Raw genomic sequence first — 24,628 nt, 5'->3', positions numbered from 1 at the left:
ATTAATCTTGAAGTAACTTTGCTATTAATTCTAAAGGGTGTAAAAATTGTGTAGAAATTTTTTCATGCTCTAATGCATTTGAAATTTGCATTCTACAAGCTGAGCATTCTGCGCTAATGATTTCTACATCACTTTTTTGTATGTTTTGAGCTTTTTTTATGCCAACTTGCAAAGCTTTTTCATAATGATCAGTTTGCATGCTAACTCCACCAAAACCACAGCATTCATTTGACTTGATAAGTTCTTTAAAGATATAATTTTGCTTTAGTAAAGCTCTTGGCTCTTTAAAAACTCCTTGCATTTTTCTTGCATGGCAAGGATCATGATATGCAATTTTTGTGTTTATTTTTTTCTTTGTTTTTAAAAGTTCTTCTAAATTAGTGTATTCATAAAAATATTTTGTTGCAAGTAGTATTTTACTGGAAATATTTTTAGCTCTTATTACCCATTCTTTATCATTTTGCATATGAAAAAAATGTTCATAGTCTATATTAATCATCGCAGAGCAGGTTGCTTCTGGGATAATAATATAATCTAGTGTTTTTAATTTTTCCTCAAAATAAATGATATTTTTTTTAGCTAAGTTTTCTACACTGCTAAAATCTCCGGTAAAATAATGAGGAGCGCCACAACAAGATTGATCTTTTAATAAATCCACATTGATTTTAAGATGCTTACAAATTTCAAGCAAAGCAAAACCTGTATTAGTGTAAGAATAATTAGACAAACACCCTATAAAAAGACCTATGGTTTTTTTACCTTGATTATTTATAAAATCAGGATTAGAGGCTAAAAAACTTTTTTTAGCTAAAGAAGGAAGCAAACGATCTTTTTTGATTAAAGGTAGGCTAAATTTAGCTTTCATTCCTAAATTTTTATCTTGCAAGCTAAAGGCACAACTTTGAAAAACATAGCCTAATCTTGCTAGGATATCTAAAATCTTTCTGTGTCTTAAAAAAAAGAAAGCAAGTTTTTTATACCATGCTATGCCAAATTTTTGAGCTATATCAAAGCGTACTTTTTCAATAGCACTATCTACTCTTAAATGATTTGGGCAAACTTCAACGCAATTTGTGCATAAAAAACATGATTCAAAAGTTTTTTTAAGATTTTTATCAAGTTCTAGTTCTTGGTTTTCATAAGCACTAATTAAATCTAAAAAACCACGAGGAGAAGTGCTCTCATCGCGGTTTATCTCATGTATAGTGCAAACTGGTATGCATTTGCCACATTTTACGCAGGCATTAGAAATTTCATTAACATTTAGCATATTAAACCGTTTTAGAAAATACTTTTTTATCTTCGCTAATGCGTTTTAAATATTTATCAAAACACATAGCAATATTACGTATTAAAAGTACTCCTGTTTCATTAACTTTGATATAATTTTCATCTATAGTAACAAATTCGCTAAGTTCTTCAAGCTCTTTTAAATCTTGTTGAAAATATTCAAAAAAATCAATCTTAAATTTATTTTCTATATTTTTTATATTAAGGGCAAAATTACTCATAAGTTCCATAATAACAGCTTTTCTTAATTCATCATCATCATCAAGCATAATGCCTTTTTCACAAGGTAATCTACCCTCATCAATAGCTTTTTCATAACTTGGCATGTCTTTGAAATTTTGCATATAATGTCTTTGTCCTTCACCTATACTTGTTAAGCCAATGCCAATTAAATCAGTTCCACCTTTGGTGGTATAGCCTTGGAAATTTCTATGCAAGCTACCATTTTCTAAAGCTTTAAAAAGTTCATCTTGTGGTTTTGCGAAATGATCCATTCCTATCATTTTATAACCATTTTGAGTTAAAAATTTTTCACAGTATTCTAAAATCTGAAGTTTTACATCAGGGCTTGGCAGTGTACTTTCATCAAATTTTCTCATGTTTTTTTTAAGCCAAGGCACATGTGCATAGTTAAAAATAGCAAAACGATCAGGATTGATTAGCAATGCTTTTTCTAAAGTTTGCTTAAAACTTTCTAGGCTTTGATAAGGAAGACCATAGATTAAGTCCATATTTACTGAGTTAATCCCCTTTTTTCTTACCATATCTACTGCATTTTTGGTTAATTCAAAAGGTTGAACTCTATGAATCTCCTTTTGAACTTTTTCGTCAAAATCTTGCACACCAAAACTAATACGATTAAAACCATTTTGGATTAAAACATCAGCTTGTTCTTCGTTTAAAAATCTAGGATCAATCTCACAACTTACTTCGCTATCTTGGGTAAAATTTGGAAAAATGCTTTTTATTTTTAAAATCAAACTTTGTAATTGTTTAGCGCAAAAGAACGTAGGTGTACCACCACCAAAATGCATTTGAGCTACTTCTCTTTGAGTATCGATGATATTTGCTAAAAGATCAAGCTCTTTAAAAAGATAGTTTAAATATCTTTCTTTGCTTTCTTCTTTAGCGGTATATATTACATTACAACCACAAAAATAACAAGCGCTTCTGCAAAAAGGCAAATGAAAGTACAAAGACAATTGTGCTTTTTGATCTTTTAAAATTTGTATATAATCTTCATATTTAAATTGAGTGTTAAACTCCACTGCGGTAGGATAGGATGTATATCTTGGGCCTGCTTTAGAGTATTTGACAAAGCTTTTATAATCTTTCATTTTGTTTTACCTTTTGCATCATTTCTTTCATATCAATAAATAAATTAGGATGTTTTATATGAATATTACTAATTAATTGATCTAAATCAATATTTACTTCTTTTACACCTTTAGCAACTTGATGTTTAATTTCATCCATAGCAACTGTCCAAACATCGTTAAAATCAATAGGAATTTGTTGATAAATAGCCTTTTCTAATTTAAGTTCAAAATTATCTTTTTGCATTTCTTTGGCATTTTGTAAAAACTCAATTAAGGTTTTTACGGAAAACATGGTTTTAACATCATCATTTTCATCTACTATAAACCATGGCTCAGGTGCTAATTCATGTCCATTTTTTAGACTTAATTTTTTTTCTTTTTCATTAATATGGGTTAGATGAAATATAGTTTGATTGTGTTTTTCTATACCTAAATGGCTTGATAATTCGTTGATAATATCTTGAGAACTTTTTTTACTTAGACTACTCAATCTTACTCCTTGTTTAATAATTTTGCAATTTCTTTTGCATGATAAGTTATAATAAGCTTAGCTCCTGCTCTTTTAAAAGCAAGCATAGTTTCAAGCACTATTTTTTCATAGTCAATCACTCCTGCTTTTTGACCTGCTTTCAATAAAGCGTATTCTCCACTTACATTATACACACAAAGTGGAAGTTTGGAATGATTTGCTATATCTTTAACTACATCTAAATACGCAAGTGCTGGTTTAACCATCAAAATATCAGCACCTTGTTTTTCATCTTCTAAGCTCTCACATAAGGCTTCTTTGCCATTAGCAAAATCCATTTGATAGGTTTTTCTATCTCCATAACTTGGTGCAGAATCAGCCACATCTCTAAAAGGTCCATAATAAGCTGAGGCAAATTTGGTAGAATAGGCCATGATAGGTAAATTCTCAAAACCATTTTCATCTAAGGTTTTTCTTAAAGTTTCAATAATACCATCCATCATACCGCTTGGTGCTATCATATCAGCACCATTTTTTGCATGAATTAGGGCTTGTTTGGCTGAAATTTCTAAGGTTAAATCATTATCTACACTTTTACTTTTTGGATCAATAATGCCACAATGACCATGGTCAGTATATTCACAAAAACAAAGATCAGTAATCACTACTAAATCAGGAAATTTTGCCTTAATAGCTCTTAGACTTGTAGCTATCAAACCGTCATCACTTAATGCATCACTGCCACAGCTATCTTTTTTAGAGCTTTCTAACACACCAAATAAAATAATCGCTTTAATACCAAGATTAACTAACTCTTCGCATTCTTTTAAAATTTCATCTAAGCTCATTTGAAACACACCTGGCATAGATGCGATTTCATTTTTAATATTAGTGCCATTGACAACAAAAAGTGGATAGATTAAATCATCTGAATTTAAGGTATTTTCTTTTACTAGGCTTCTAATATTCTCATTAAGTCTTAATCTTCTAAAGCGTTTAAACATAAATTTCCTTTTTGTTTGTTAAAATTGCTTAAATTCTAGCATATTTTTTATAAAAAGGTAAAGTAAAATAATGACTATTCAAATTTCTGAAATAGCAAAACTTCCTACTCGTTTTGGAGAATTTAATATACAAAGTTTTAAAGAAAATGATAAAGAACACCTTTGTATTTTTAAAGGAAAATTAGATAAAGAAGTTAATATTAGAATTCATTCAGAATGTTTAACGGGTGATGTTTTGGGAAGTTTAAAGTGTGATTGTGGAGAACAGCTTGATTTTTCTTTAAAATACATTCAAGAATACGGTGGTATGGTAATTTATTTAAGACAAGAAGGCAGAGGTATAGGGCTTTTTAATAAAATTAATGCCTATGCATTGCAAGATAAGGGTTTTAATACTATAGAAGCAAATCATCAATTAGGCTTTAAAGCAGATGAGCGTAGTTATGAAATAGTGGATTTTATACTTAAGCATTATCAGATTTCTAAAATTAATCTTTTGACTAATAATCCTGAAAAACTTAGTTCTTTAAAAGAAAAAGTAAATTTAAGAATTCCTATTTTAATAGAAGCAAATCGTTTTAATAAAGATTATTTAGAAATTAAACATACACAAATGGGACATTTAAATTGAAAAAATACGAAGAACAATTAAATTTTTTGCAAAATTTCAATAAAGATGATTTTTTCAAAAAAATCACGCTCTATAAAGAGTTATTAGAAAAATTTAATGCTGTGCATAATCTAACTCATCTTGAAAACATAGATGATAATGTTATCGATAGTATAAAAATTTTAGACTATTGTGATTTGACTGATAAAAAAAAGATTGTTGATGTTGGAAGTGGGGCTGGTTTTCCTGCGATATTTTTAGCCTGTATTTTACAAGAAAGTGAATTTTTTCTTTTTGAGCCTAGTGCTAAAAAAGCTTCTTTTCTAAGGGTAGTTAAAACTGAACTTAATTTAAAAAATATAAACATTATAAAAGAAAAAATACAAAATTACCAGTCCTTTAAAGCAGATTTAATCACTTCAAGAGCTTTAATGGATATAAAACCTTTAGTAGAAATTTCAAATGGTTTTTATGATGAAAATACTTTGTTTTTGTTTTATAAAGGTAGTGAGGTTTATGATGAACTACAAGGAATGAAAGATTATAAAATTTTCAACCGTGGTTTTAGAAATTATTGTCTTTTAAAGATAAAGGAAAAAATATGTTAATTTTTGGACATCCTTTGATAAATATGCAAAAATTTAGTCATTATGAAAATATTTTTATTAAAACCAATGTGAATTGTTTTGATTATAATGAACAAAATATAAAAAGCGCAAAAGAAGAAAAGGTGGATTTTGCCATATATGCTAAAAATGATGATGAGGTTTTGCTTTCTAATGCTTTAGGAGCAAAATATATTTTAATAGAAGATGAGAATTTGGCAATAATTGCTTCAAAAATGGCCGAGTTTTATATGTTTGATTCTAAAATTTTATTTTTACTTGATACTTTTAAAAACAATCTAAAAAAAGCTTACGAGTTAAGTGTTGATGGGGTTTGTTTAAAATCTTATATTAATTAAACTAAACCCACTAAGGGTTTAGTTTAATTATTTAAAACTTCTTCTTCCTAGCATCCTCTAAGATATCATTAGCTATTTTATTTACATTATCAGATATAGCTGCACTATCTTTTGCTATCTTTAAGTTCTCTTGGGTTACATGATCAATTTGTGCTACAGCATCATTTATTTGAGTAATACCTGTAGTTTGTTCTTTAATACTCTCACCCATTTCATTAATAGATTGAACTAAGATATTAGTATTAGCTTCAATCTCACCTAAAGACTTTTGAGTTCTTTCAGCTAGGTTTCTAACTTCATCTGCAACAACAGCAAAGCCACGACCGTGTTCTCCTGCACGAGCTGCTTCAATAGCAGCATTTAATGCAAGCAAGTTAATTTGATCTGCAATATCACCTATTATAGAAGTAACATTTTTAATCTCTTCACTTTGAGCAATAACTTCACTAGTTTTATGCGATACATTTTGCATAGAAGAAGTAATCTCTTCTAGTGCTGCTGCTGTTTCTTCTAAAGAAGAAGCTTGAGAAGATGAAGAATCTGTTAAGTTCTTAACAGCACTTTGTAATTTACCACTTTCATCTGCTAATAAAGAAGCAAATTCAGATGATTGTCTTAGCATAGCTACGATTTCTTGACCTAATACATTAGTAGTTACTTCAACTCCACCTTTAGCATTTTTAACTTCAGTAGTAAAGTCTAATGCCTTATAGCTATCAAATACTCTATTAATTTCATTCATATTAGAACCAACCTTTTGTTCTAATACATTAAGCATTTCATTAATATAATTTTTTAACTCGAGTAGCTGAGGATGTGCAGGAATTGCAGTAATTCTAGCTGTTAGATTACCACCTTCTACCTCCCTAACAGTATCTACTGATTGTTCTACTGCTTTAGCATCTTGTTCTAATGCATTTTTAGTTTTGGTGATGTTTTCATTGATAGCTTTTGCTATAGCACCAAGCTCATCATTTGTTTTAACATCTATCATAGCTGAATCTTTAGTTTTATGATTGATGAAATCAAAGAAAGAGTTGAGGCCGGTTTGTATAGCTTGCAAAGGTGATAAATAATAAGAAATAATAAAGTAAAGTAAAATAATGCTAGCAATACTTGTAAAAATAACTATAGTAGTTTGAATATAAGCAATTTTTAACGCAGGGGTTTCTATTACTTCTACATCTTCGCCAGCACAAGTTGTATAGCCATCAATTTTTACACAAATACCAAATCTATCGCCACCATTTTGAGTAGTATAATTAAAAATGTTATAATTTCCAGCATTTTCATAAGCTTTAGCTACTGTAACTATATCTGGATTTTGCTCTCCGCCAACTAATGATTTATCAGTTGAAGCAAATACAGTATAAGCATGGTCAAATACAAAAGTTCTTCCTGGTAGTTCGTTAAATTTTTCTTGTAAGTCTTTAACTAAAACATCAATTGCTAATACTCCTATAAATTTACCATCTTTAATTAAGGGCATAGCATAGGTAAAACATGGCAATCCTGTTGTTGCATCAATATAAGCTGCTGTGATATATAAGCCATTTTTCTTTCTAGCTTCTATATAGAATTCTCTTGTGGTAGCATCATAATTGTCAGCTTTTCCATAAATTCCATAGTCTAAACCTTTACTATCACTATCTGGATCGCTTACTATTAATTCTCCATTTGATTGAGCTATATAGACAGCCAAATAGCTGTTTATATCTCTAACGGTTTTAAGTAAATCACCTGTGTTTTCCATAAGCTTTTCTTGGGTATTAAGTTCGTTATATGGAAGTCTTAAAATAGCTTGAGAAAGTTGCTCTAAAGAATGAGTATGGAGACTTTTAAAATCTCTCATTGATTTTTCTGCAACTTTTACATAGTTAGTTTCAGCATTAACCACTTCATGATTTAAAGCTTTTTTTGTGAATATATAGCTAATAATACCAAGGATAATAAGGCAAATAATAGCTATAATATTTGCAATTAATGAAATTTTTAATTTAATACTTTTCATTGATAAACTCCTTTTGTGTTATAGTAAGATTTAAGTGAGTTTATTATAGCACTAAAAATTAAAAAAAGAACCAAATATTATTTAAATGATAAATTTTTATAAAGCGTATTTAAAAGATTAGAGCATGCTTTTGAAAGTATAGTATAAGTTTCATCAAAATCTCCACTATACCAAGGATCAGGAACTTCATCATATCCTAATTCTAAAGCATAAGAGGTGATTTTGTGAATTTTGTGTTTAAAATTTGGAAAATTTTTAACTACATCATTATAATTAGAATTATCCATAACAATGATAAGATCATTTTCTTCACACATTTTTAAGCTCAACTTTTGACTGCAAAATGGCTTAGAATTGATATTTTTACTATTTAACATGGCTTTGGTTTTAAAGTGCATATCCTCTCCATCATGATAACCTGAAGTGCCTGCACTAGAAACAATAAATTTATCGTTTAAATTTACTTTTATTAAAAGATCTTTCATAATAAATTCAGCCATAGGGGAACGACAGATATTCCCTAAGCAAACAAAAATAATCTTAGTCATTTTTACCTCAAAAATTGTGTAATTTTTTTCAAAATTATAGCAGTATTTTAAAATATTTTTTAAGATTAATTAAAACTAAGATATAATTTTTCATTAATGGGGAGCTTTTGCTGAGAGGAAGTTAGACTTCGACCCTTGAGAAGTTTGGTAATGCGAACTTTGAATTCTTGCAAAAACTTTCCTTTTTTATAAAAAAGGATAAAAATGATACAAGCAAAAACAAAAACTAAAATTCCTATCTTAACTATAGCAGGAAGTGATTGTAGTGGTGGGGCTGGCATACAAGCTGATTTAAAAACCTTTAGTGCACATAATTTATTTGGTATGAGTGTAGTTTTAAGTGTTGTGGCTGAAAATACTGCAAGGGTAATTTCTTGTTTTGATATACCTACTAAGATAATAGATGAGCAGATATTGGCAGTTTATGAAGACATAGAACCAATGGCTGTGAAAATTGGAATGCTAGGTTCAAAAGAAATTATAACTTGTGTAAAAGAAAATTTATTACGCTTTAAAGCTAAAAATGTAGTGATAGATCCTGTGATGTTTGCAAAAAATGGCTATGCTTTAATGCCTTTGGAAAATTGTCAGTTTTTTAAAGATGAAATTTTATCTTTAGCTGATGTACTTACTCCAAATATACCTGAAGCTGAGTTTTTGTGTGATTTTAAAATACTTAATGAAGAGGATATGAAAAAAGCCGCTATAAAGCTTCACAAAGAAGGTGCAAAAAGTGTTTTGATTAAAGGTGGGCATAGTAAAGATAATACTAATGATGTTTTTTATGATGGAAAGGAATTTAGTATTTTTAAAGCAGAAAAAATTGATACAAAAAACACACATGGCACAGGTTGTACATTAAGTTCAGCTATAGCTAGTAATCTTGCCTTAGGTAAAGAAAAACATGAAGCTATAAAGCTTGCTAAAGATTATGTATATGGGGCTATATTTAATTCCTTAGCACTTGGAAAAGGTTGTGGTCCAACTAATCACTTTTTCCAATTTGATAAGGAGTAAAAATGATTATCAAAGCAGTAAGAGAAAAAAATCCTTTGATCCATCATATTACTAATTATGTTACAGCCAATGATTGCGCGAATGTAACTATAGCAGTGGGAGCAAGTGCTGCTATGGCTGATTTTTATGAAGAACAAACTGATTTTGCCAAAATAAGCTCAGCCTTAGTATTAAATACAGGTACAATTAATCAGCTTGTAGCAAATTCTATGTTAAAAGCAACCAAAGAATATGCTTTATTAAATAAACCTATAGTTTTTGATCCTGTTGCTTTGGGTGTGAGTAAGGCAAGAGATGGGATTAATTTTGAATTGCTTAATCTAAAAGGCATTAGTATTGTTAAAGCAAATGCGTCTGAAATGGCTAGTGTTATAGGTTTAGATGGTAAAGCAAGAGGGGTTGATAGTACTTTTGTGATTAATGATGAGTTTTTAGAAAAAGCTAGAGAATACTCATATAAAACTAAGCGTGTTTTGGCTATAACTGGAAAAATTGATTATATTATAAATCAAGAGCGCATTGCAAAAGTTTATAATGGCTCTATTATGGCTACTAAAATAACTGGAGCAGGTTGTATGTGTGCTTCTTTGTGTGGAGTTTTTGCAGGAGCATTAGAAGATAAATTTCAAGCTAGTTTATATGCTTTGCTTAGTTTTGGTATAGCTAGTGAAATCGCTCAAGATCTTTCTAGTGGAAGTGGTAGTTTTAGAGTGAATTTAATCGATGCTTTAAGTAATTTAGATGATGAAGAAATTAAAAAAAGAGCTAAATATGAAATCATTTAAAATTTATCTTGTTGCAAGCAAGGGTGAGAAAAGTGAAAGTGAGTTTTTAAATATTTTAGAAGCTTCTTTGAAAGCTAAGATTGATATTTTGCAACTTAGGGAAAAAAATCTTAGCACTTTAGAATTTTATAATCTTGCTTTAAAAGTTAAAGCTTTGTGTGAAAAATATAATACGCCTTTTGTGATAAATGATAGAATCGATATAGCCATGGCTGTGAATGCAAATGGAGTGCATATAGGACAAAAGGATATGCCTTTAAAAAAAGCAAGAGAACTTTTAGGCGAAGATAAAATCATAGGACTTACGATCAATCATAAAAGCGAGCTTGCTAATATTCAAAGCGCTACTTATCTTGGAGTAGGGGCTGTTTTTGCTACGCCTAGTAAGCAAGATTGTATTGTGCTTGGTATAGATGGATTAAAAGAAATTACTAGTTTAAGTTCTTTACCTATTGTAGCTATAGGTGGGATAGATGAGGCTAATTTAAATTTGCTTAAAGATTGTAATATACAAGGTGTAGCTGTTGTTAGAGCGATAATGCAAGCAAATGATCCTTATATGGCAACTTTAAATTTAAGATCAAATTTTGATAAAACTTTTATAGGAAAATAATGATTTATTTTATAGGGGATAAAGAATTTGATGGCGTTAAGACTATAAAATTAAATGAAATTAAATTTCTTGATTTTGAAGTTAATTTAAAGGAATTTGATTGTTTAATCATTAGCTCCAAGAATGCATTAAAAGCATTAATGTCAAGTAAAAACAAAATTAATTTTGATATTAAACTTTATGCTGTGGGGCAAAAAAGTGCTGATTTTGCAAAAGAACTTGGTTTTAAAAATGTCAAATATCCCAGTAAAGCTTATGGTAAAAATTTAGCTAGCGAGTTTTTATCTGAGTTTAAAAATAAAAAATGTCTTTATTTAAGAGCTAAGAAAATTAGCTCAGGCCTTGATGAGGTTTTATTAAATGAAAATATCTCTTTAAAACAATTAATTGTTTATGAAAATGTAGCCATAGAGCCCAAAAAAGATGAGTTAAAAATACAACATCCTAGTGTTTTTATCTTTAGTGCTCCTTCAGGCATAGAACAATTTTTGAAATTTTTTACATTAGAAAAAGAAGATAAAGTTGTAGTTATAGGTCAAAGTACAGCTTTAAAACTTCATAATTTTAAAAATTTGCATATATGCAAAGAGCAAGATCTAAACTCTTGTTTGAAATTAGCTAAGAGTTTAGATCTTTAAAAGTTTTATATAGTAAATAAGAAGCAATAAACACCATAAGAACCTCGCTTGCAAAAGAAGCAAGCCAAACTCCATTTAAGCTAAGATAATATGATAATACCTGTATAAAGATAAAAGGTAATACTAAACTTTGTATGATGGATATGGCTAAAGAAAGCATAGGTTTATCTAAAGCGGTAAAAAAAGATGCGCAAAGTTTTCCAAGCCAGCTTAATAAAAAAGAAAAAGAAAACAATACAAGTGCATTTTGCGCTAGATTTGCAAAACTAATATCATTATTTTTATTAAAGAGTGAAACTATAATTTCGTTGAAAAAAAATGCAAGTAAAAATACAAATATTCCAAATACACTAGATGCTATAAACATTCTTTTAAAAATAGCTTGAATTCTTAATATGTTTTTATATCCATAGTTGTAACTTATAACAGGTTGCATAGCTTCACACATTGATAAGATTAAAGCAAAGGTAAAGGTACTTAAATAAAGTATAATGGAAAATGCAGCAAGTGCTTGATTTCCTGCTATTTTTAATAATATAGCATTAGCTAGTATAGTATAAATAGAGCTTGATATATTTGAAAAAAATTCAGATGAGCCATTATAGATGATATTCTTGAGTATTTTTAAACTAATTATAGGTTTTTTAAATTTTAGAATTAAATTTTTAAAAACAAAAGGTATAAAACCTAAAATAGTACCCAAAAGCATTCCTAGACAGGTTGCTAGAGCAGCTGAAAATAAGCTCCACTCAAGAATAACTATAAAAAGCCAATCTAATATTATATTGCTTAAAGCTACTGTGATATTAACCACCATGCTATAAAATGTTTTACCGCATATTCTTAAATAATTATCCATAGCAAAAGCTAACATAGTAAAAGGTGCAAAAAGAGCAAAAATTTGCATATATTCAGTGGATAAATTTTGTATGTTTTCATCAGCACCCATAAAAGCACTTAAAGGTTTTGCTAAGAAAAATCCTAATATTCCCATTATGCAAGAAATTACAAAAATAAGAACGATGCAAAAAGAAAAAATAGCTCTTGCTTTTTCGATTTTTCCTTTGCCTAGGTTGATTGCGATTTGCACTGATGAACCTATGGCTATCATATCTGCTAAGGCAAAGCTTATCATGATAAAGGGCATTACTAAATTCATAGCAGCAAGAGCATCTGCTCCTAAGTATCTTCCAACAAAAACCCCATCAATGATAACATAAAGATATATAAATGCAGCACTTGCCATGTTAGGTAGGGCGCATTTGTAAAACAATATAGTAGCGTTTGTATTAGTATAAAAATTGTGTAATGACATAGTTTTCCTTATTAGTGTTTATTTTGCGTTCTGTTTGATAATTTACGAATAAAATAAAGCTAATAGAGAGATTCTATGCCTTCTATAGTATCTTTAAAATATGGATCTGAAATTTCAATAAAATAATCTTTGAAAAACATAAATCACCTAAATTTTAAAAATCCTATATTAATATAATACAAATATTATATTGTAAATGTCTTTATTTTTGGCTTAATATTCATTTTATTTCTTTTTATCCGATTTTTATAAACCCACAAAAAAGGAGCAAGGATGCAAATAAATTCGTATTCACGTGTGGCAGTGGAGTCGCAAGTTGGCAATAGGAAGGCTAATTTGAATACAAAACTTGAAGATGCCAATACTAAAAGTGCTAATAGCACAAAAAATATTGATGAGGATAAGCTTAGTAAGCTTGCTAGCATAGGTGGAAAAGGCATAACAGAACTTTATGCTATGAGTTTTATGCAACAAGCATTTAGTATGAGTTCCTCTAATGGTTTGGCTCAAGTTGGGATTTTTCAAGGAGCTCAATCTAAGGATTCTTTAACAGCTATTTTATCAAATGTAGATTTTAAAGCTATAGGATATGAAGGTAAAGATATACTTAGTTTAAATGCTGATGAGGCAAAAGAGCTTATTGGGGAAGATGGATATTTTGGTGTAGCAAAAACATCTCAAAGATTGGCTGATTTTGTTATTAATGGGGCTGGTGATGATATGGAAAAACTTCAAAAGGGTTTAGAAGGTCTAAAGGCAGGATTTGCGCAAGCGGAAAAAATGTGGGGTGGCAAACTTCCTGATATCAGCTATGAAACAATTGATAAGGCTATTGAAAAAGTAACTCAAAAAATCAATGAAATGGGTGGAAATTCTTTAGATATCAATGCATAAATTTATATCCCTAGTTCTAAGCTAGGGATTTAGTCTATTTTTAAAACACTTAAAAATGCTTCTTGAGGTAAATGTACTTTACCGATAGCTTTCATTCTTTTTTTACCTTCTTTTTGTTTTTCAAGAAGTTTCCTTTTTCTAGTAATATCCCCGCCATAGCATTTTGCGGTTACATTTTTACCCATAGATTTTACATTTTCTCTTGCGATGATTTTATTTCCTATACTTGCTTGGATAGCAACTTCAAAAAGCTGCCTTGGGACGATTTCTTTCATCGCTTTTACTAATTCTCTACCCTTGCTTAGTGCCTTTTCATTTGGCACTATGATGCTTAGTGCATCGACATTTTCACCCGCTACTTTAATATCAAGTTTTACAAGATCACCCACTCTAAATTCAATAGGCTCATAATCAAAACTAGCATAACCTTTAGTGAGTGATTTGAGTTTATCGTAAAAGTCCATAACGATTTCATTTAAAGGTATATCATACTCAAGTAAAACACGCTCAGGGGTAATATAATCCATCTTAACCTGCATACCACGTTTGCGATTTAAAAGAGTGATTAAATTTCCTAAATATTCACTTGGAGTTATGATAGTTGCTTTTACATAAGGTTCTTTTATGTGATCAATTTTATTTACCGGAGGTAGTTCGCTTGGATTTTGAATTTTTAAAACTTCTCCATCAGTTTGATAAATTTCATAAGTAACAGTTGGAGCAGTAGCAATCAAATCAAGATTAAACTCACGCTCAAGTCTTTCTTTAATAACCTCCATATGCAAAAGACCTAAAAAACCAACCCTAAAACCAAACCCTAAAGCTAGTGATGTTTCAGGTTCATAGGTAATAGAACTATCATTGAGTTTTAATTTATCTAAAGCATCTCTTAAATCTTCAAATTTATCTGTTTCTATAGGGTATAACCCTGCAAAAACAAAAGCTTTAGCTTTTTCAAAACCACCAATGGCTTCTTTTGCTTTGTTTTTGGTAAGCGTTATAGTATCACCCACTTGAACATCAGCAACATTTTTAAGTCCAAGCACGATAACACCTACTTCACCTGATTCTAATTTTTTGGTTTTTATAGGGCTTAATGGGTGAGGGTAAAAAAGATCTTGCACAAGATGTTTTTTATCTGTACTCATAACTAAAACTTCATCATTTTTAGCTATATTTCCTTCATAAATTCTAACCAAAGCCAAAGCTCCAAGATAATTATCAAACCAAGAATCATAGATTAAAGCTTTGGTGGGTGCTTCATCATCGGTTTTTGGCGCAGGAATTTTTGTAATAATGGTTTCTATGAGTTCTTTTATGCCCGCACCTGTTTTTGCGCTAACGCAAATTGCATTAGAGCAATCAATGCCTATAATATGCTCTATTTCGTGTTTAACTTTTTCTATGTCAGCCGAAGGAAGATCGATTTTATTAATCACTGGTATGATTTCAAGATCATTTTCTAAGGCTATGTAAACATTAGCTATAGTTTGAGCTTCTACTCCTTGTGAAGCATCAACAACAAGCAAAGCTCCTTCGCAACTTGCTAAAGAGCGACTTACTTCATAAGAAAAATCAACATGGCCTGGAGTGTCTATCAAATTTAATACATATTCTTCATTATTGAATTTATAATTTAAACGTACAGATTGAGCTTTTATGGTTATACCGCGTTCTTTTTCTATATCCATAGTATCCATTACTTGAGCGCTCATTTGTCTATCGCTAATTGCACCACATTCACTAATAATTCTATCAGCTAGTGTACTTTTTCCATGGTCAATATGAGCTATGATAGAGAAATTTCTAATATTTTTCATTCAAAACCCTTAAGATTGTCTCATTTTTCTTTTTGCTAGACCTATTTGCTCATAAGCATCTATTTCCTTTTTTAAGGCCTTATAACGCTTTTTTAGTTCATTATTTAAAAATGAAATATTTTTAGGAGTGGCATTAGCATTAGCTGAAATTGCACTAATAAAATCAAGTTTTCTTTTGGTTGCGCTATCTTTTGGATTGGAACCAAATTTTTGTGAATTTAAAAATTGCAAGATTAAAGCCTGAATTTCTTGAGAATTTTTTGCTCCATTGGCTTTGGAAATAAAGTCTTCTATATTGCTTATTTTTGGAGCTTTGGTTGCATTAGATTTGTTGGGTTGTTTATCTTTATGGGTAAAAAATAATACCAAAAGAACACCAAGTATAATAACAACAACTAAAGCTACAATTAAAAATATAAAAAGAGAATTATTCATTTAAAACCTTTCTATAATTTTCTTGCATAGGATCTTTTGAAATAACTTGCTATGCTTAGTGCTACCATAAATAAAAAGCCCCAATATACATAATCAGGAATTTTTACTGAATCTCCTGCTGCGTAAGAGTGCATGCCAGTTAAAAAGTAATTTACTCCAAAATAAGTCATGATAATTACCCAATATGCAAACATAGAGCAAACTGCAAAAGTATATTGATTTGCCCATTTTGGCACCATTCTAATGTGTAAAATAGCAGCGTAAACTAAAATACTAATTAAAGCCCAGGTTTCCTTAGAATCCCAGCTCCAATATCTTCCCCAGCTTTCATTTGCCCATATAGCACCTAAGAAATTTCCAACTGTAAGCAAGCAAAGTCCTAAAATCATAGCCATTTCATTAATTCTTGTTGCTTCTGTAATGTTTCTTAAAATATTTTCATTATGTTTACTATTGATTTTTAGCATACATAATAAAACAAGTACAAATATACCCAATAATGCACATAGTCCTAAAAATCCATAGCTAGCAGTAATAACTGAAACATGTATAGTAAGCCAGTATGATTGCAACACTGGAACTAAGTTGGTAATTTGTGGATCCATTTGGCTAAGATGAGCTACACCTAAAGTAACTCCTGCTAAAATAGAAGTTAAAGAAAGCGCAATAGGACTTTTTCTAGAAAAGAAAATTCCAGATAACGATAAAGCCCAAGCTATATAAACCATACTCTCATAGGCATTACTCCATGGAGCGCGACCTGCTATATACCAGCGCAAAGCCAAACCTAAAGTATGGATGAAAAATGCCACAATGTTAAATACATAAACACATTTAAATATAAAATCAATACGAATTTTTGGCAGCAGCATTTTAACAAAAACTATAATTAAAAGCAAAAATCCAGCACATAAATAAAGCGGAGCAAGATTTACAAAAATTTGACTTTTATTAAAAAAGATCTCCGTACTAATTTTTTTAGCACTTGGCATAACTTCATGGCCATATTTTTCTTGATAGTTTTTAATAGTATTTAAGTTTTTAGTTGCTTCATCCCAGTTATTGTGTGCAATAGAGTTACTAACTGCGTTGAAATAATTTTCTAAAATACTTTTAACTTCTGCGCCTTCTGCTCCTTTTAAACCTATATAAGCTTCGCGTGGTGCCACCCATTGATTATTGGTGCTATTTTGCAAAGGAATAAATCTAAAAATATCACCTGAGAAGATTAAATTTACAATATTAACCCTTTCATCAAGCTTGATGATTTCTTTATCAAAAACACTTCTACGGTTTGGATTTTTTCTATTAGCATTTTCTACATATTTTTGTAGTTTATATGAATCTGTAGTGAAAAAATCTTTAAAACTAGTATAGGCTCTAGGCTCAATTTCTAAAATTTTAGAAATTTCTTCATTAACCAAACGACTTTTTGGCATGAAAATGATGTCTTTATCATACCATGCACTACCATCAAAAATCATCGATATAATTGTTGCTTCAGCGCTTTGTCCTTGAAAGGTTGTGTTTTTGTATATTTTTTCTAAAACTTCCATGGCTAAAGTATTAAAAGGCACCATTCTACCATCAGGTTTTTGCACTACTAAAGAAGCAAGTTCTTTAGCATGTGCCTCATCTACCTTGATAGGTTCATTTGCGTAAGTATTTTGGCCTGCAAATAAAACTAATATAAAAGCCAAAATAGCACTTGTTTTTTTTAAGGTGTCTTGATTGATTAATTTAGCTAAGGTTCTAAATCTTGAATAAGGATTTAAAATATTTAAAAACATTCCTAGTGTGAGTAAAAAATATCCTATGTATGTAGGAATTTTACCTGGATCTTTATTAACTGAAAGTATGGTGCCAAGCTCATCTTGATCATATGAGCTTTGGTAAAATCTATAACCTTGATAATCTAAAACATTATTCATGAAAATTTTATATTCTAGTTTCTTATCAGCATTGTCAATTTCTACATAACTTGCATAAGACATAGGCGACATCGAGCCAGGATAGCGTTCTAATTCAAAGTCTTTTAGGTACATTTCAAATGGCATTTCTATTCCTTTAGGGCCCCATCTTAAAAAGAAAGGTTGGCCTGCTACATCAATACGGATAGGCGAGTTGTATTCTACTAGGAAAACTTCTTTAGTTTCTCCTTTGTAGCTTAGTTTTAATTTTAAAGCATTAATGGCATTATCCGAAAGTTGAGTTGGCATATATTTAGTACTTTGTGCAAAGTCTTTGAAATTATTTAATAAAGAATTATTCCAGTATTTTGCCTCGCCAAATAAAGAAATCAAAGCATTACGTCCTAGCTCTATCCAACTGTTTTTAAACCAAGTAAAAAAACTTTCATCTTGAGCTTGATTGATACCTTCTAAAGTTTTTTTACCATGCAAGGAAGCAAATTTAACCACTAAATTAATATCATTAAAAGAATACAATCTTAAATCTTTAGCTTGTGCTTTTTGATTTGCTTTTAAAATATTTTCTTTTCCATCGCTCATTGACATGTATTTTAAATCAAAATCAGCACTAAGTTTTAAGTCTTTATCGATTTTTATATAAGGACTTGGAACAGAGTCATTTAAAAATGCTATATTAATGCCATTAATATTTTCAATATCTCCTGCCTGAAAAAGTAATTCTTTAGACTCGTTATTTTGTGAAAGCATTAAAGATAAAAGTGGGGCAGAATTGTTATCATCAATATAAATTTCTTTTGCATCTAAGATTAAATTTTCATATGCAATTTGGGCTTTTTCATCAGGTAAGATTAAATCAAATGAAAAATCATTTACAAAAGGTAGGGTTGCAATATATTCAGATTTTGAAGCACTATATACTTTATCATCTTTTAAGGTTGCTATGTAAATATAACTTTTTGAAGTTTCAATGATGTTGTTTTTTTCATTTTCTCTAATGTGTAAATTTCCTTCAAATCCCATATATCTAGTCATAGCTGAGCCTAGTAATATAAATAAAAATGAGATATGAAAGATTAAAAGTGGTATTTTTTTCTTATTAAACATTTTGTATTTAAAAAGAGCTGATAAAAGATTAATCCCTAGTATGAGTTGTATAAAGCCAAACCAAGAAGAACCATAGATCATCGCCCAAGCTGTTGGTGTATTGTAAGCGCTTTCTATGAAAGTAGCTAGGGCGCAAAATAGGGCAAAAATTAAAAATAAAAAAATAGAAATTTTTATATCCCCAAAAGCTAAAAGTTGTTTTTTCATGAATTAAGCTCCAAGGTATTTTTTTCTAATCTCATCATTACCGATAAGATCTTTTGCAGGTGCATGCATAGCAATTTTACCATTTTCCAAAACATAAGCATAGTCACTAATTTTTAAAGCTGAAAATGCATTTTGTTCTACTAATAAAATGGTAATTCCTTCTTCTTTTAATTTGACTATAATATCAAAAACCTCTCCAACTATTTTTGGAGCAAGACCTAATGAAGGCTCATCAAGCATTAAAAGTTTTGGCTCACTCATAAGCGCTCTTGAGATAGCTAGCATTTGAGCTTCCCCACCACTTAGAGTTCCTGCAAGAGCATTTTTTTTATCTTTTAATCTTGGGAAAAGTCTATACATTTGATTTTTTAAATGCTCGTAATTTTCTGCATTATTAAAAGCACCAATTTTTAAATTTTCTTCTATGGTAAGATTTATAAAAACCCTCCTTCCTTCAGGTACTAAGGCGATACCTTTTTGAACTAGAGTGTGCGGTAAGTGTCTTTGAGTATCATAGCCTAAAAAGGTTACTTCGCCGGTTTTTTTAACACAATTTAGCATAGCATTAAGTGTTGAGGTTTTTCCTGCGCCATTTGAGCCTATTAAGCTAACTATACTTCCTGTTTTTATAGTAAAATCAATACCTTTAACAGCCTCTATTAAACCATAATAAACATGTAAATCTTTAACTACTAGCATTAAAATCTCCCAAATACGCACTAATTACTTCAGGGTTTTGTACCGCATCGTTTGGTTTTCCCTCAAAAATAGTTCTACCATAATCAAGCACCATAACTCTATCACAAAGTTTATTTACAAATTTCATATCATGCTCTATAAGTAAAACACTAATTTTTTTGTTATCTCTTATGTTAAAAATTAACTCAGCTAAATCATCGCTTTCTGTAGAATTCATCCCTGCTGCAGGTTCATCTAGTAATAAAAGCTTAGGATTTGTTGCCAAAGCTCTTGCTATTTCAACTTTTCTTTGCTGACCATAGCTTAAACTAGTAGCTTTTTCATCAGCCAAATGAGCGATATTGAGCTGTTCTAAAATTTCATAAGCTGCTTTTTTTGCATTTTTTTCTGCTTTGGAAAATCTTCCAAGGTGCAAAAAAGCTTCAAAAATATTATATTTAATGCTCTTATCAAAACCAATCAATACATTTTCTAAAACACTCATGCTTGAAAAAAGTCTGATATTTTGAAAAGTTCTTGCTATACCTAGATGAACTATTTTGTGTGGTTTTAAATGATCAATTTTTTTTCCTAGAAAAAAGACTTCTCCGCTACTTGGCTTATAATTTCCTGTGATAATATTAAATAGTGTCGTTTTTCCTGCGCCATTTGGACCTATAAGCCCAAAAATTTCACTTTCTCTAATAGCAAAAGAAGTATTTGTTATAGCGTTAACTCCGCCAAAATTTTTATGAATTTCTTTAAGTTCTAAAATCATTTCTTCTTCCTTTTAGAAAACTTAAATAAAATATCTGTTAGTTCTTTATCGCCCATTATTCCTCTTCTTGCAAAAAGCATTACTAAAATTAATATAACAGAAAATACAACCATTCTAAGACCAGGCATAGCAGGGGTTTCATAGCCAAAAATATTCATACTTTCATCTAAAAATCTTAAATACTCACTTCCGCCTATTACCAAAATAGCTCCGATGATAGCACCGGTAGTTGAACCCAAACCACCTAAAACAATGATGATTAAAAGTTGGAAGGTAAATAAAAAGTCAAATTGCTCAGGTGAAACTGAAGCTAGCGCACAAGCAAGTAAGCCTCCGCCGACACCTTCTAAAAATGCTGAAGTGCTAAAGGCTAGGGTTTTGATATTAAAGGTGTTTATACCCATTGCTAATGCTGCATCCTCATCATCTCTTACGGCTTTCATAGCTCTACCAAATTTTGAACTAACAATATTTAAGATGATAATAACAGAAAATATGGCAATCCCGCCACTCCAGTATAATGTGGTATGTTTAGGAATATCATTTAAACCTAAAGAACCATTTGTAACAGAAGCAAAGTTAATCGCCATAAGTTTGATGATAATACCAAAACCTAGTGTTACAATAGCTAAATAATCCCCTCTAACTCTAAATACCGCAAAGGCCAAAACTAAAGATAAAAGCATAGCACAAAGCCCAGCAGCAAGTAAAGCCACAATAAAACTTGGTGAATGAATCATCAAAATAAAGCTACTTGGATCTTCTAAAGAAAACTGGTCGATTTTGCTTTCACTTGTAAGTAAAACTAAAGCTGCAACATAAGCTCCTATAGCTACAAAGCCATTTGGTTCTAGTGAAAATTGTCCTGTAACCCCATTGATAAGATTATAGCTTACTGCCAAGATAACAAAAATAGCAATATTGCTTAAAATTCCTATTTTATAATCATTGAAAAAATAAGGAGATATAAAAAGAAAAGCAAGTGCTATGATAAAAAAACTTAAATGTGTAATTTTTCTTGCAACCATCTTAAAACCTACTTTTTTCAAAATTAATACCTAAAATTCCGGTTGGTTTAAAAAGTAAAATCAATACTAAAAAGATAAACGCAAAAGCATCTTTAAAACCAGAAAGATCAGGGAAAATAGCAACTACAACAACTTCTGTAAATCCTATAATCAAGCCACCTAAAACCGCTCCAGCAACCGAACCAATACCACCTAAAACAGCAGCGCCAAATGCCTTAAGTCCTATAAGAGTTCCCATGCTAGGTTCAACAGAAGGATAACTAACAGCCCAAAAAATACCACCAATAGCAGCTAAAGCCGAGCCCAATGCAAACACAATAGCAATAATACGATTTGCATCAATTCCCATTAAATTTACAGTATGAATATCAAAAGCTAAAGCTCTAATAGCAATGCCATATTTGCTTTTATAAAGTATAAATAAAACTACTAATAATATAAAAAATGTCAAAATAGGCACTAAAATACTATTAATGCTAATGCTGATATTATTAAAATTAATCACTGTTTCAAGATAGCTTGGCACAGGAAAATATTTTGGGGTTGAGCCAAATAAGACATTAAATACATTTTGTATTAAAAAGCTTATGCCTATGGCTGTGATAAGTAAAGAAATTCTAGGTGCTTTTCTTAAAGGTTTATAAGCTACCCTATCAATAGCTATACCTAAAGCTGCTGCAAATAACATAGCCAAAGAAAGAGCTCCTAAAAAAGGCACATTCATACTTGTAACACAAAATAAAGCCGAGTATGCACCTACCATCATGATATCACCATGTGCAAAATTAATCAATCTTAAAACACCATAGACCATTGTATAGCCTATAGCAATAAGTGCATACATGCTACCTAAGCTAAAACCATTTATAATTTGCTGTAAAATTAAAGAACTATCCATTGAACCTCTTAAAATTTTATTTACGGAAAAATCGTATCTTTATAAATTTGCTTTTGATTTTCTATTGATTTTATAACAATTGAACGCGTAGCATTACCTGTTTTATCAATGCTAATTACTCCACTAACACCTTCAAATTTTGAAGTAGTGTGGATATTGTTGTTGATACATTCACTGTTAAAATCATTAATACATTTTTGCATAGCTTCAAAAATCACAAAATACGCATCTGCACCCATAGCTGTGAAATTTGGAACTTCTTTACTTTGTTTTTCTTTTTCATAAGCTAATATAAAGTCTTTTGAAAGTTGTGTTGGGGGATTGTGATAATCAAAGCTATCGGTAAATAAATATCCTTCAGCTGCTTCTTGAGCTAGATTAATAAAAGTTTCATCAGCCACCCCATCTGCTGAACCCATAGGGATATTTATACCCATTGCTTTTGCTTGGCGTGCAAACAAAGAAGCCTCGGTGTAATATACCGGAAGATAAATAAAATCAGGTTTTAAATTTTTAATTTGTGAAAGAATAGCTTTGAAGTCTTTATCGCCTGCTGTAATTCTAAATTTATCTAAAATTTTTCCACCTTGTTTGCTAAATTCTTTTTCAAAGGCTCTAGTTAAACCTAAAGAATAATCCGCACTTTGATCGCTAATTATCACAGCTTTGGTGTAATTTAGCTTATTTTTTACATAATTAGCTAAAGATGAGCCTTGAAAGCTATCCATAAAACAAACTCTGCTAGCGTATAATTTTTTATTTAAAATTTTATCAGCAGTAGCTGCAGGAGCAACCACTGGGATCTTTTTTTCCTCACCAATTCTTATCACTTGCAAAGTATTAGCTGTTAGCATTTCTCCAATTAGTGCATACGCTTTGTTTTGTGAAACTAGTCTTGCACTAGCATTTGCACTTTCTATTTTATCGCCTTTTGTATCAACTACTACTAAATTTACTTTATCTCCATTGCTTAAAGTGTTTTTCATAGAATTTGCAATTTTCACTCCATCTAAAGCACTTTGCCCATAAGCTGCAGTAGAGCCTGTTAGAGGTAAAACTACGCCGATGTTAATTTCTTTTGCTTGTATGATATTACTAGCTATGATAGACAATATAGCTATGCTAATTTTTTTCATAGTTTAACCTTTCAAGGATTGATAATAGTTTTATAAACTTGTTTTTGTTCTTGTATTTCTTTTATAACTACAGAACGACTTGCATTGCCACTAGCGTCTATGCTTATAACTCCACCTACGCCTTCAAAATTATTTGTTGAATGAATTTTTTCATTAATGCATTGTGCGTTAAGATTATTCGCACATTCATTCATTGCATTTACCATTACATAATATGCATCAGCTCCCATAGCAGAAAATGCTGGAAGTTCTTTTGTGCCATGATCTTTTTCATAAGCTTCAATAAATTTTTTAGAAAGAGTTGTCGGAGGATTATTATAATCAAAACTATCGGTAAAGATTACTCCATTTACAGCATCACCGCCAAGCTCGATAAAGGTTTTATTATTTACTCCATCGCCTGCACTTAAAAGCTTGTTAAAGCCAACTGCTTTTGCTTGTCTTGCTATTAAAGCAGCTTCTGGGTGATAAATTGGCATATAAACAAAATCAGGGTTGATACTTTTAAGTTGTGAAACAATAGCTTTAAAGTCCTTATCGCCTGAAGAAATAGTTAGTTTTTTAAGTACTTTTCCACCATTTTGTTTAAATTCTTTTTCAAAAGCTCTTGCCAAACCTAATGAATATACATTGCTTTGATCAACTATCACAACCACGCTTTTTAAATTTAAATCTTTATAGGCATAGTTAGCAAATTTATCTCCTTGAAAACTATCCATAAAGCAAACTCTGCTAGCATAGCTTTTTTTATCTAAAAGTTTATCACCTGATGCAACTGGAGCTATAGCAGGAATTTTTCTTTCTTCAGCTATAGATAAAACTTGCATAGTATTTGGTGTAACAGCTTCGCCTATAAGGCCTAAAACTTTATCTTGAGAGATAAGTCTAGTAGTAGCATTTGCTGCTTCTATTTTATCGCCTTTTGTGTCAATAGCTATGATTTTAACACTATCTCCATTTTTTAAATTTGGATTTAAAGTATTAGCTAGTTTAATACCCTCATATACATCATTGCCATAAGCTGCCAAAGTACCAGTAAGTGGTAAAACAATGCCTATTTTTACTTCTGCGGCATAAATTGAACTAGCACAAAGTAAGCTAGCTAGCAGTAGATTTTTTTTCATGAAAACTCCTTT

Annotated in this window: 24 protein-coding genes and 1 pseudogene; 8 read left to right on the top strand and 17 right to left on the bottom strand. The window is 30.4% G+C overall.

From position 1 onward, the window contains the following. Position 1: 1 nt before the first annotated feature. Genes CD56_RS05845 through hemB form a run of 4 tightly spaced genes read right to left on the bottom strand, consistent with a single transcriptional unit; the run spans position 2 to position 4,082 of the window. Positions 2–1,270, bottom strand: coding sequence for a (Fe-S)-binding protein (locus CD56_RS05845; protein WP_047208477.1), 1,269 nt, complete (start codon positions 1,268–1,270; stop codon positions 2–4). A gap of 1 nt (position 1,271) precedes the next feature. Beyond that, the gene (hemN, locus tag CD56_RS05840; RefSeq protein ID WP_047208476.1) at positions 1,272–2,627 is read right to left on the bottom strand and encodes an oxygen-independent coproporphyrinogen III oxidase; all 1,356 of its coding nucleotides are present in this window, start codon (positions 2,625–2,627) and stop codon (positions 1,272–1,274) included. After that, positions 2,614–3,099 carry a DUF2603 domain-containing protein gene (locus CD56_RS05835; protein WP_047208475.1) on the bottom strand — a complete coding sequence of 162 codons (486 nt, stop codon included), beginning with the start codon at positions 3,097–3,099 and terminating at the stop codon, positions 2,614–2,616. The genes hemN and CD56_RS05835 overlap by 14 nt, the downstream gene beginning before the upstream one ends. Before the next feature lie 2 nt (positions 3,100–3,101). Next, on the bottom strand, positions 3,102–4,082 hold the full coding sequence (hemB, locus tag CD56_RS05830; RefSeq protein ID WP_047208474.1) for a porphobilinogen synthase: 981 nt from the start codon (positions 4,080–4,082) through the stop codon (positions 3,102–3,104). Between the two features lie 70 nt (positions 4,083–4,152). Here hemB and ribA point away from each other — a divergent pair, with 70 nt between their 5' ends. From ribA to CD56_RS05815, 3 genes are read left to right on the top strand one after another with little or no spacing between them, the layout of a single operon-like run. Further along, positions 4,153–4,713, top strand: coding sequence for a GTP cyclohydrolase II (ribA, locus tag CD56_RS05825; protein WP_047208473.1), 561 nt, complete (start codon positions 4,153–4,155; stop codon positions 4,711–4,713). Beyond that, entirely contained in the window at positions 4,710–5,300 is a 591-nt protein-coding gene (gene rsmG, locus CD56_RS05820; RefSeq protein ID WP_080956339.1) for a 16S rRNA (guanine(527)-N(7))-methyltransferase RsmG, read from the top strand. The genes ribA and rsmG overlap by 4 nt, the downstream gene beginning before the upstream one ends. Then, positions 5,294–5,656, top strand: coding sequence for a hypothetical protein (locus tag CD56_RS05815; protein ID WP_047208472.1), 363 nt, complete (start codon positions 5,294–5,296; stop codon positions 5,654–5,656). The genes rsmG and CD56_RS05815 overlap by 7 nt, the downstream gene beginning before the upstream one ends. Before the next feature lie 31 nt (positions 5,657–5,687). On the opposite strand, the gene CD56_RS08550 is transcribed toward CD56_RS05815, so the two are convergent. The 3 genes and pseudogenes from CD56_RS08550 to CD56_RS05805 all read right to left on the bottom strand — a co-directional run bounded on the left by CD56_RS08550 (position 5,688) and on the right by CD56_RS05805 (position 8,215). Further along, positions 5,688–6,128: a methyl-accepting chemotaxis protein gene (locus CD56_RS08550; RefSeq protein WP_407044205.1), complete on the bottom strand. Its 441-nt coding sequence runs from the start codon at positions 6,126–6,128 to the stop codon at positions 5,688–5,690. 816 nt (positions 6,129–6,944) lie between these two features. Further along, positions 6,945–7,409, bottom strand: a pseudogene (locus CD56_RS08545) (cache domain-containing protein); the annotation flags it as partial. Between the two features lie 335 nt (positions 7,410–7,744). Next, a complete protein-coding gene (locus CD56_RS05805) occupies positions 7,745–8,215 on the bottom strand; it encodes a low molecular weight protein-tyrosine-phosphatase (RefSeq protein WP_047208470.1) in 471 nt (156 codons plus the stop codon). A 204-nt stretch (positions 8,216–8,419) separates the two neighbouring features. Between CD56_RS05805 and thiD the strand changes: the two genes are divergently transcribed. The 4 genes from thiD to CD56_RS05785 are packed head-to-tail and all read left to right on the top strand — an operon-like array spanning position 8,420 to position 11,268. Further along, the gene (gene thiD / locus CD56_RS05800) at positions 8,420–9,232 is read left to right on the top strand and encodes a bifunctional hydroxymethylpyrimidine kinase/phosphomethylpyrimidine kinase (protein ID WP_144411993.1); all 813 of its coding nucleotides are present in this window, start codon (positions 8,420–8,422) and stop codon (positions 9,230–9,232) included. Positions 9,233–9,234: 2 nt separating this feature from the next. Further along, entirely contained in the window at positions 9,235–10,017 is a 783-nt protein-coding gene (gene thiM, locus CD56_RS05795) for a hydroxyethylthiazole kinase (RefSeq protein ID WP_039618821.1), read from the top strand. Next, the gene (gene thiE, locus CD56_RS05790; protein WP_047208808.1) at positions 10,004–10,630 is read left to right on the top strand and encodes a thiamine phosphate synthase; all 627 of its coding nucleotides are present in this window, start codon (positions 10,004–10,006) and stop codon (positions 10,628–10,630) included. Before thiM ends, thiE begins: the two co-directional genes overlap by 14 nt. Then, complete coding sequence (locus tag CD56_RS05785; RefSeq protein ID WP_047208469.1) at positions 10,627–11,268, top strand: uroporphyrinogen-III synthase; 642 nt, start codon at positions 10,627–10,629, stop codon at positions 11,266–11,268. The genes thiE and CD56_RS05785 overlap by 4 nt, the downstream gene beginning before the upstream one ends. Here CD56_RS05785 and CD56_RS05780 read toward each other — a convergent pair. Beyond that, positions 11,249–12,583, bottom strand: coding sequence for an MATE family efflux transporter (locus CD56_RS05780; RefSeq protein ID WP_047208468.1), 1,335 nt, complete (start codon positions 12,581–12,583; stop codon positions 11,249–11,251). The two genes, CD56_RS05785 and CD56_RS05780, sit on opposite strands and share 20 nt — an antisense overlap. A 273-nt stretch (positions 12,584–12,856) precedes the next feature. Between CD56_RS05780 and CD56_RS05775 the strand changes: the two genes are divergently transcribed. Beyond that, positions 12,857–13,477 carry a hypothetical protein gene (locus CD56_RS05775; protein WP_047208467.1) on the top strand — a complete coding sequence of 207 codons (621 nt, stop codon included), beginning with the start codon at positions 12,857–12,859 and terminating at the stop codon, positions 13,475–13,477. Between the two features lie 29 nt (positions 13,478–13,506). On the opposite strand, the gene lepA is transcribed toward CD56_RS05775, so the two are convergent. The 9 genes from lepA to CD56_RS05730 are packed head-to-tail and all read right to left on the bottom strand — an operon-like array spanning position 13,507 to position 24,616. Beyond that, the gene (gene lepA, locus CD56_RS05770) at positions 13,507–15,297 is read right to left on the bottom strand and encodes a translation elongation factor 4 (protein ID WP_047208466.1); all 1,791 of its coding nucleotides are present in this window, start codon (positions 15,295–15,297) and stop codon (positions 13,507–13,509) included. 9 nt (positions 15,298–15,306) lie between these two features. Beyond that, a complete protein-coding gene (locus tag CD56_RS08110; protein WP_052243106.1) occupies positions 15,307–15,732 on the bottom strand; it encodes a hypothetical protein in 426 nt (141 codons plus the stop codon). 11 nt (positions 15,733–15,743) lie between these two features. Then, positions 15,744–18,974 carry a c-type cytochrome biogenesis protein CcsB gene (gene ccsB, locus CD56_RS05760; protein ID WP_047208465.1) on the bottom strand — a complete coding sequence of 1,077 codons (3,231 nt, stop codon included), beginning with the start codon at positions 18,972–18,974 and terminating at the stop codon, positions 15,744–15,746. Between the two features lie 3 nt (positions 18,975–18,977). Then, positions 18,978–19,673, bottom strand: a complete 696-nt coding sequence (locus CD56_RS05755; RefSeq protein ID WP_039618807.1) for a high-affinity branched-chain amino acid transporter, ATP-binding protein — start codon at positions 19,671–19,673, stop codon at positions 18,978–18,980. Then, positions 19,660–20,430 (bottom strand): high-affinity branched-chain amino acid transporter, ATP-binding protein, encoded by a 771-nt coding sequence (locus tag CD56_RS05750; protein WP_039618805.1) that lies wholly within the window; start codon positions 20,428–20,430, stop codon positions 19,660–19,662. The genes CD56_RS05755 and CD56_RS05750 overlap by 14 nt, the downstream gene beginning before the upstream one ends. Beyond that, positions 20,427–21,458, bottom strand: a complete 1,032-nt coding sequence (locus CD56_RS05745) for a branched-chain amino acid ABC transporter permease (protein WP_039619660.1) — start codon at positions 21,456–21,458, stop codon at positions 20,427–20,429. Before CD56_RS05745 ends, CD56_RS05750 begins: the two co-directional genes overlap by 4 nt. Before the next feature lies 1 nt (position 21,459). Next, on the bottom strand, positions 21,460–22,356 hold the full coding sequence (locus CD56_RS05740) for a branched-chain amino acid ABC transporter permease (protein WP_039628648.1): 897 nt from the start codon (positions 22,354–22,356) through the stop codon (positions 21,460–21,462). A 20-nt stretch (positions 22,357–22,376) separates the two neighbouring features. Next, the gene (locus tag CD56_RS05735; RefSeq protein WP_047208464.1) at positions 22,377–23,492 is read right to left on the bottom strand and encodes an ABC transporter substrate-binding protein; all 1,116 of its coding nucleotides are present in this window, start codon (positions 23,490–23,492) and stop codon (positions 22,377–22,379) included. An 11-nt stretch (positions 23,493–23,503) separates the two neighbouring features. Continuing rightward, entirely contained in the window at positions 23,504–24,616 is a 1,113-nt protein-coding gene (locus tag CD56_RS05730) for an ABC transporter substrate-binding protein (protein ID WP_039618799.1), read from the bottom strand. Positions 24,617–24,628 lie beyond the last annotated feature (12 nt).

This window comes from Campylobacter lari, from assembly GCF_001017575.1.
Lineage (GTDB): Bacteria > Campylobacterota > Campylobacteria > Campylobacterales > Campylobacteraceae > Campylobacter_D > Campylobacter_D lari_C.
This window is presented reverse-complemented; position numbering and strand designations above follow the sequence as displayed.

Bases quoted from the DNA above. Each gene is read 5' to 3' on its own strand.
- CD56_RS05780 (WP_047208468.1), bottom strand. From the start codon at position 12,583: ATGTCATTACACAATTTTTATACTAATACAAACGCTACTATATTGTTT.
- CD56_RS05735 (WP_047208464.1), bottom strand. From the start codon at position 23,492: ATGAAAAAAATTAGCATAGCTATATTGTCTATCATAGCTAGTAATATC.
- CD56_RS05745 (WP_039619660.1), bottom strand. From the start codon at position 21,458: ATGGTTGCAAGAAAAATTACACATTTAAGTTTTTTTATCATAGCACTT.
- CD56_RS05815 (WP_047208472.1), top strand. From the start codon at position 5,294: ATGTTAATTTTTGGACATCCTTTGATAAATATGCAAAAATTTAGTCAT.
- CD56_RS05730 (WP_039618799.1), bottom strand. From the start codon at position 24,616: ATGAAAAAAAATCTACTGCTAGCTAGCTTACTTTGTGCTAGTTCAATT.
- thiM (WP_039618821.1), top strand. From the start codon at position 9,235: ATGATTATCAAAGCAGTAAGAGAAAAAAATCCTTTGATCCATCATATT.
- thiD (WP_144411993.1), top strand. From the start codon at position 8,420: ATGATACAAGCAAAAACAAAAACTAAAATTCCTATCTTAACTATAGCA.
- CD56_RS05750 (WP_039618805.1), bottom strand. From the start codon at position 20,430: ATGATTTTAGAACTTAAAGAAATTCATAAAAATTTTGGCGGAGTTAAC.
- hemB (WP_047208474.1), bottom strand. From the start codon at position 4,082: ATGTTTAAACGCTTTAGAAGATTAAGACTTAATGAGAATATTAGAAGC.
- hemN (WP_047208476.1), bottom strand. From the start codon at position 2,627: ATGAAAGATTATAAAAGCTTTGTCAAATACTCTAAAGCAGGCCCAAGA.
- CD56_RS08110 (WP_052243106.1), bottom strand. From the start codon at position 15,732: ATGAATAATTCTCTTTTTATATTTTTAATTGTAGCTTTAGTTGTTGTT.
- CD56_RS05740 (WP_039628648.1), bottom strand. From the start codon at position 22,356: ATGGATAGTTCTTTAATTTTACAGCAAATTATAAATGGTTTTAGCTTA.
- CD56_RS05805 (WP_047208470.1), bottom strand. From the start codon at position 8,215: ATGACTAAGATTATTTTTGTTTGCTTAGGGAATATCTGTCGTTCCCCT.
- CD56_RS05775 (WP_047208467.1), top strand. From the start codon at position 12,857: ATGCAAATAAATTCGTATTCACGTGTGGCAGTGGAGTCGCAAGTTGGC.
- CD56_RS05845 (WP_047208477.1), bottom strand. From the start codon at position 1,270: ATGCTAAATGTTAATGAAATTTCTAATGCCTGCGTAAAATGTGGCAAA.
- lepA (WP_047208466.1), bottom strand. From the start codon at position 15,297: ATGAAAAATATTAGAAATTTCTCTATCATAGCTCATATTGACCATGGA.
- CD56_RS08550 (WP_407044205.1), bottom strand. From the start codon at position 6,128: ATGCAAAATGTATCGCATAAAACTAGTGAAGTTATTGCTCAAAGTGAA.
- thiE (WP_047208808.1), top strand. From the start codon at position 10,004: ATGAAATCATTTAAAATTTATCTTGTTGCAAGCAAGGGTGAGAAAAGT.
- ribA (WP_047208473.1), top strand. From the start codon at position 4,153: ATGACTATTCAAATTTCTGAAATAGCAAAACTTCCTACTCGTTTTGGA.
- ccsB (WP_047208465.1), bottom strand. From the start codon at position 18,974: ATGAAAAAACAACTTTTAGCTTTTGGGGATATAAAAATTTCTATTTTT.
- CD56_RS05755 (WP_039618807.1), bottom strand. From the start codon at position 19,673: ATGCTAGTAGTTAAAGATTTACATGTTTATTATGGTTTAATAGAGGCT.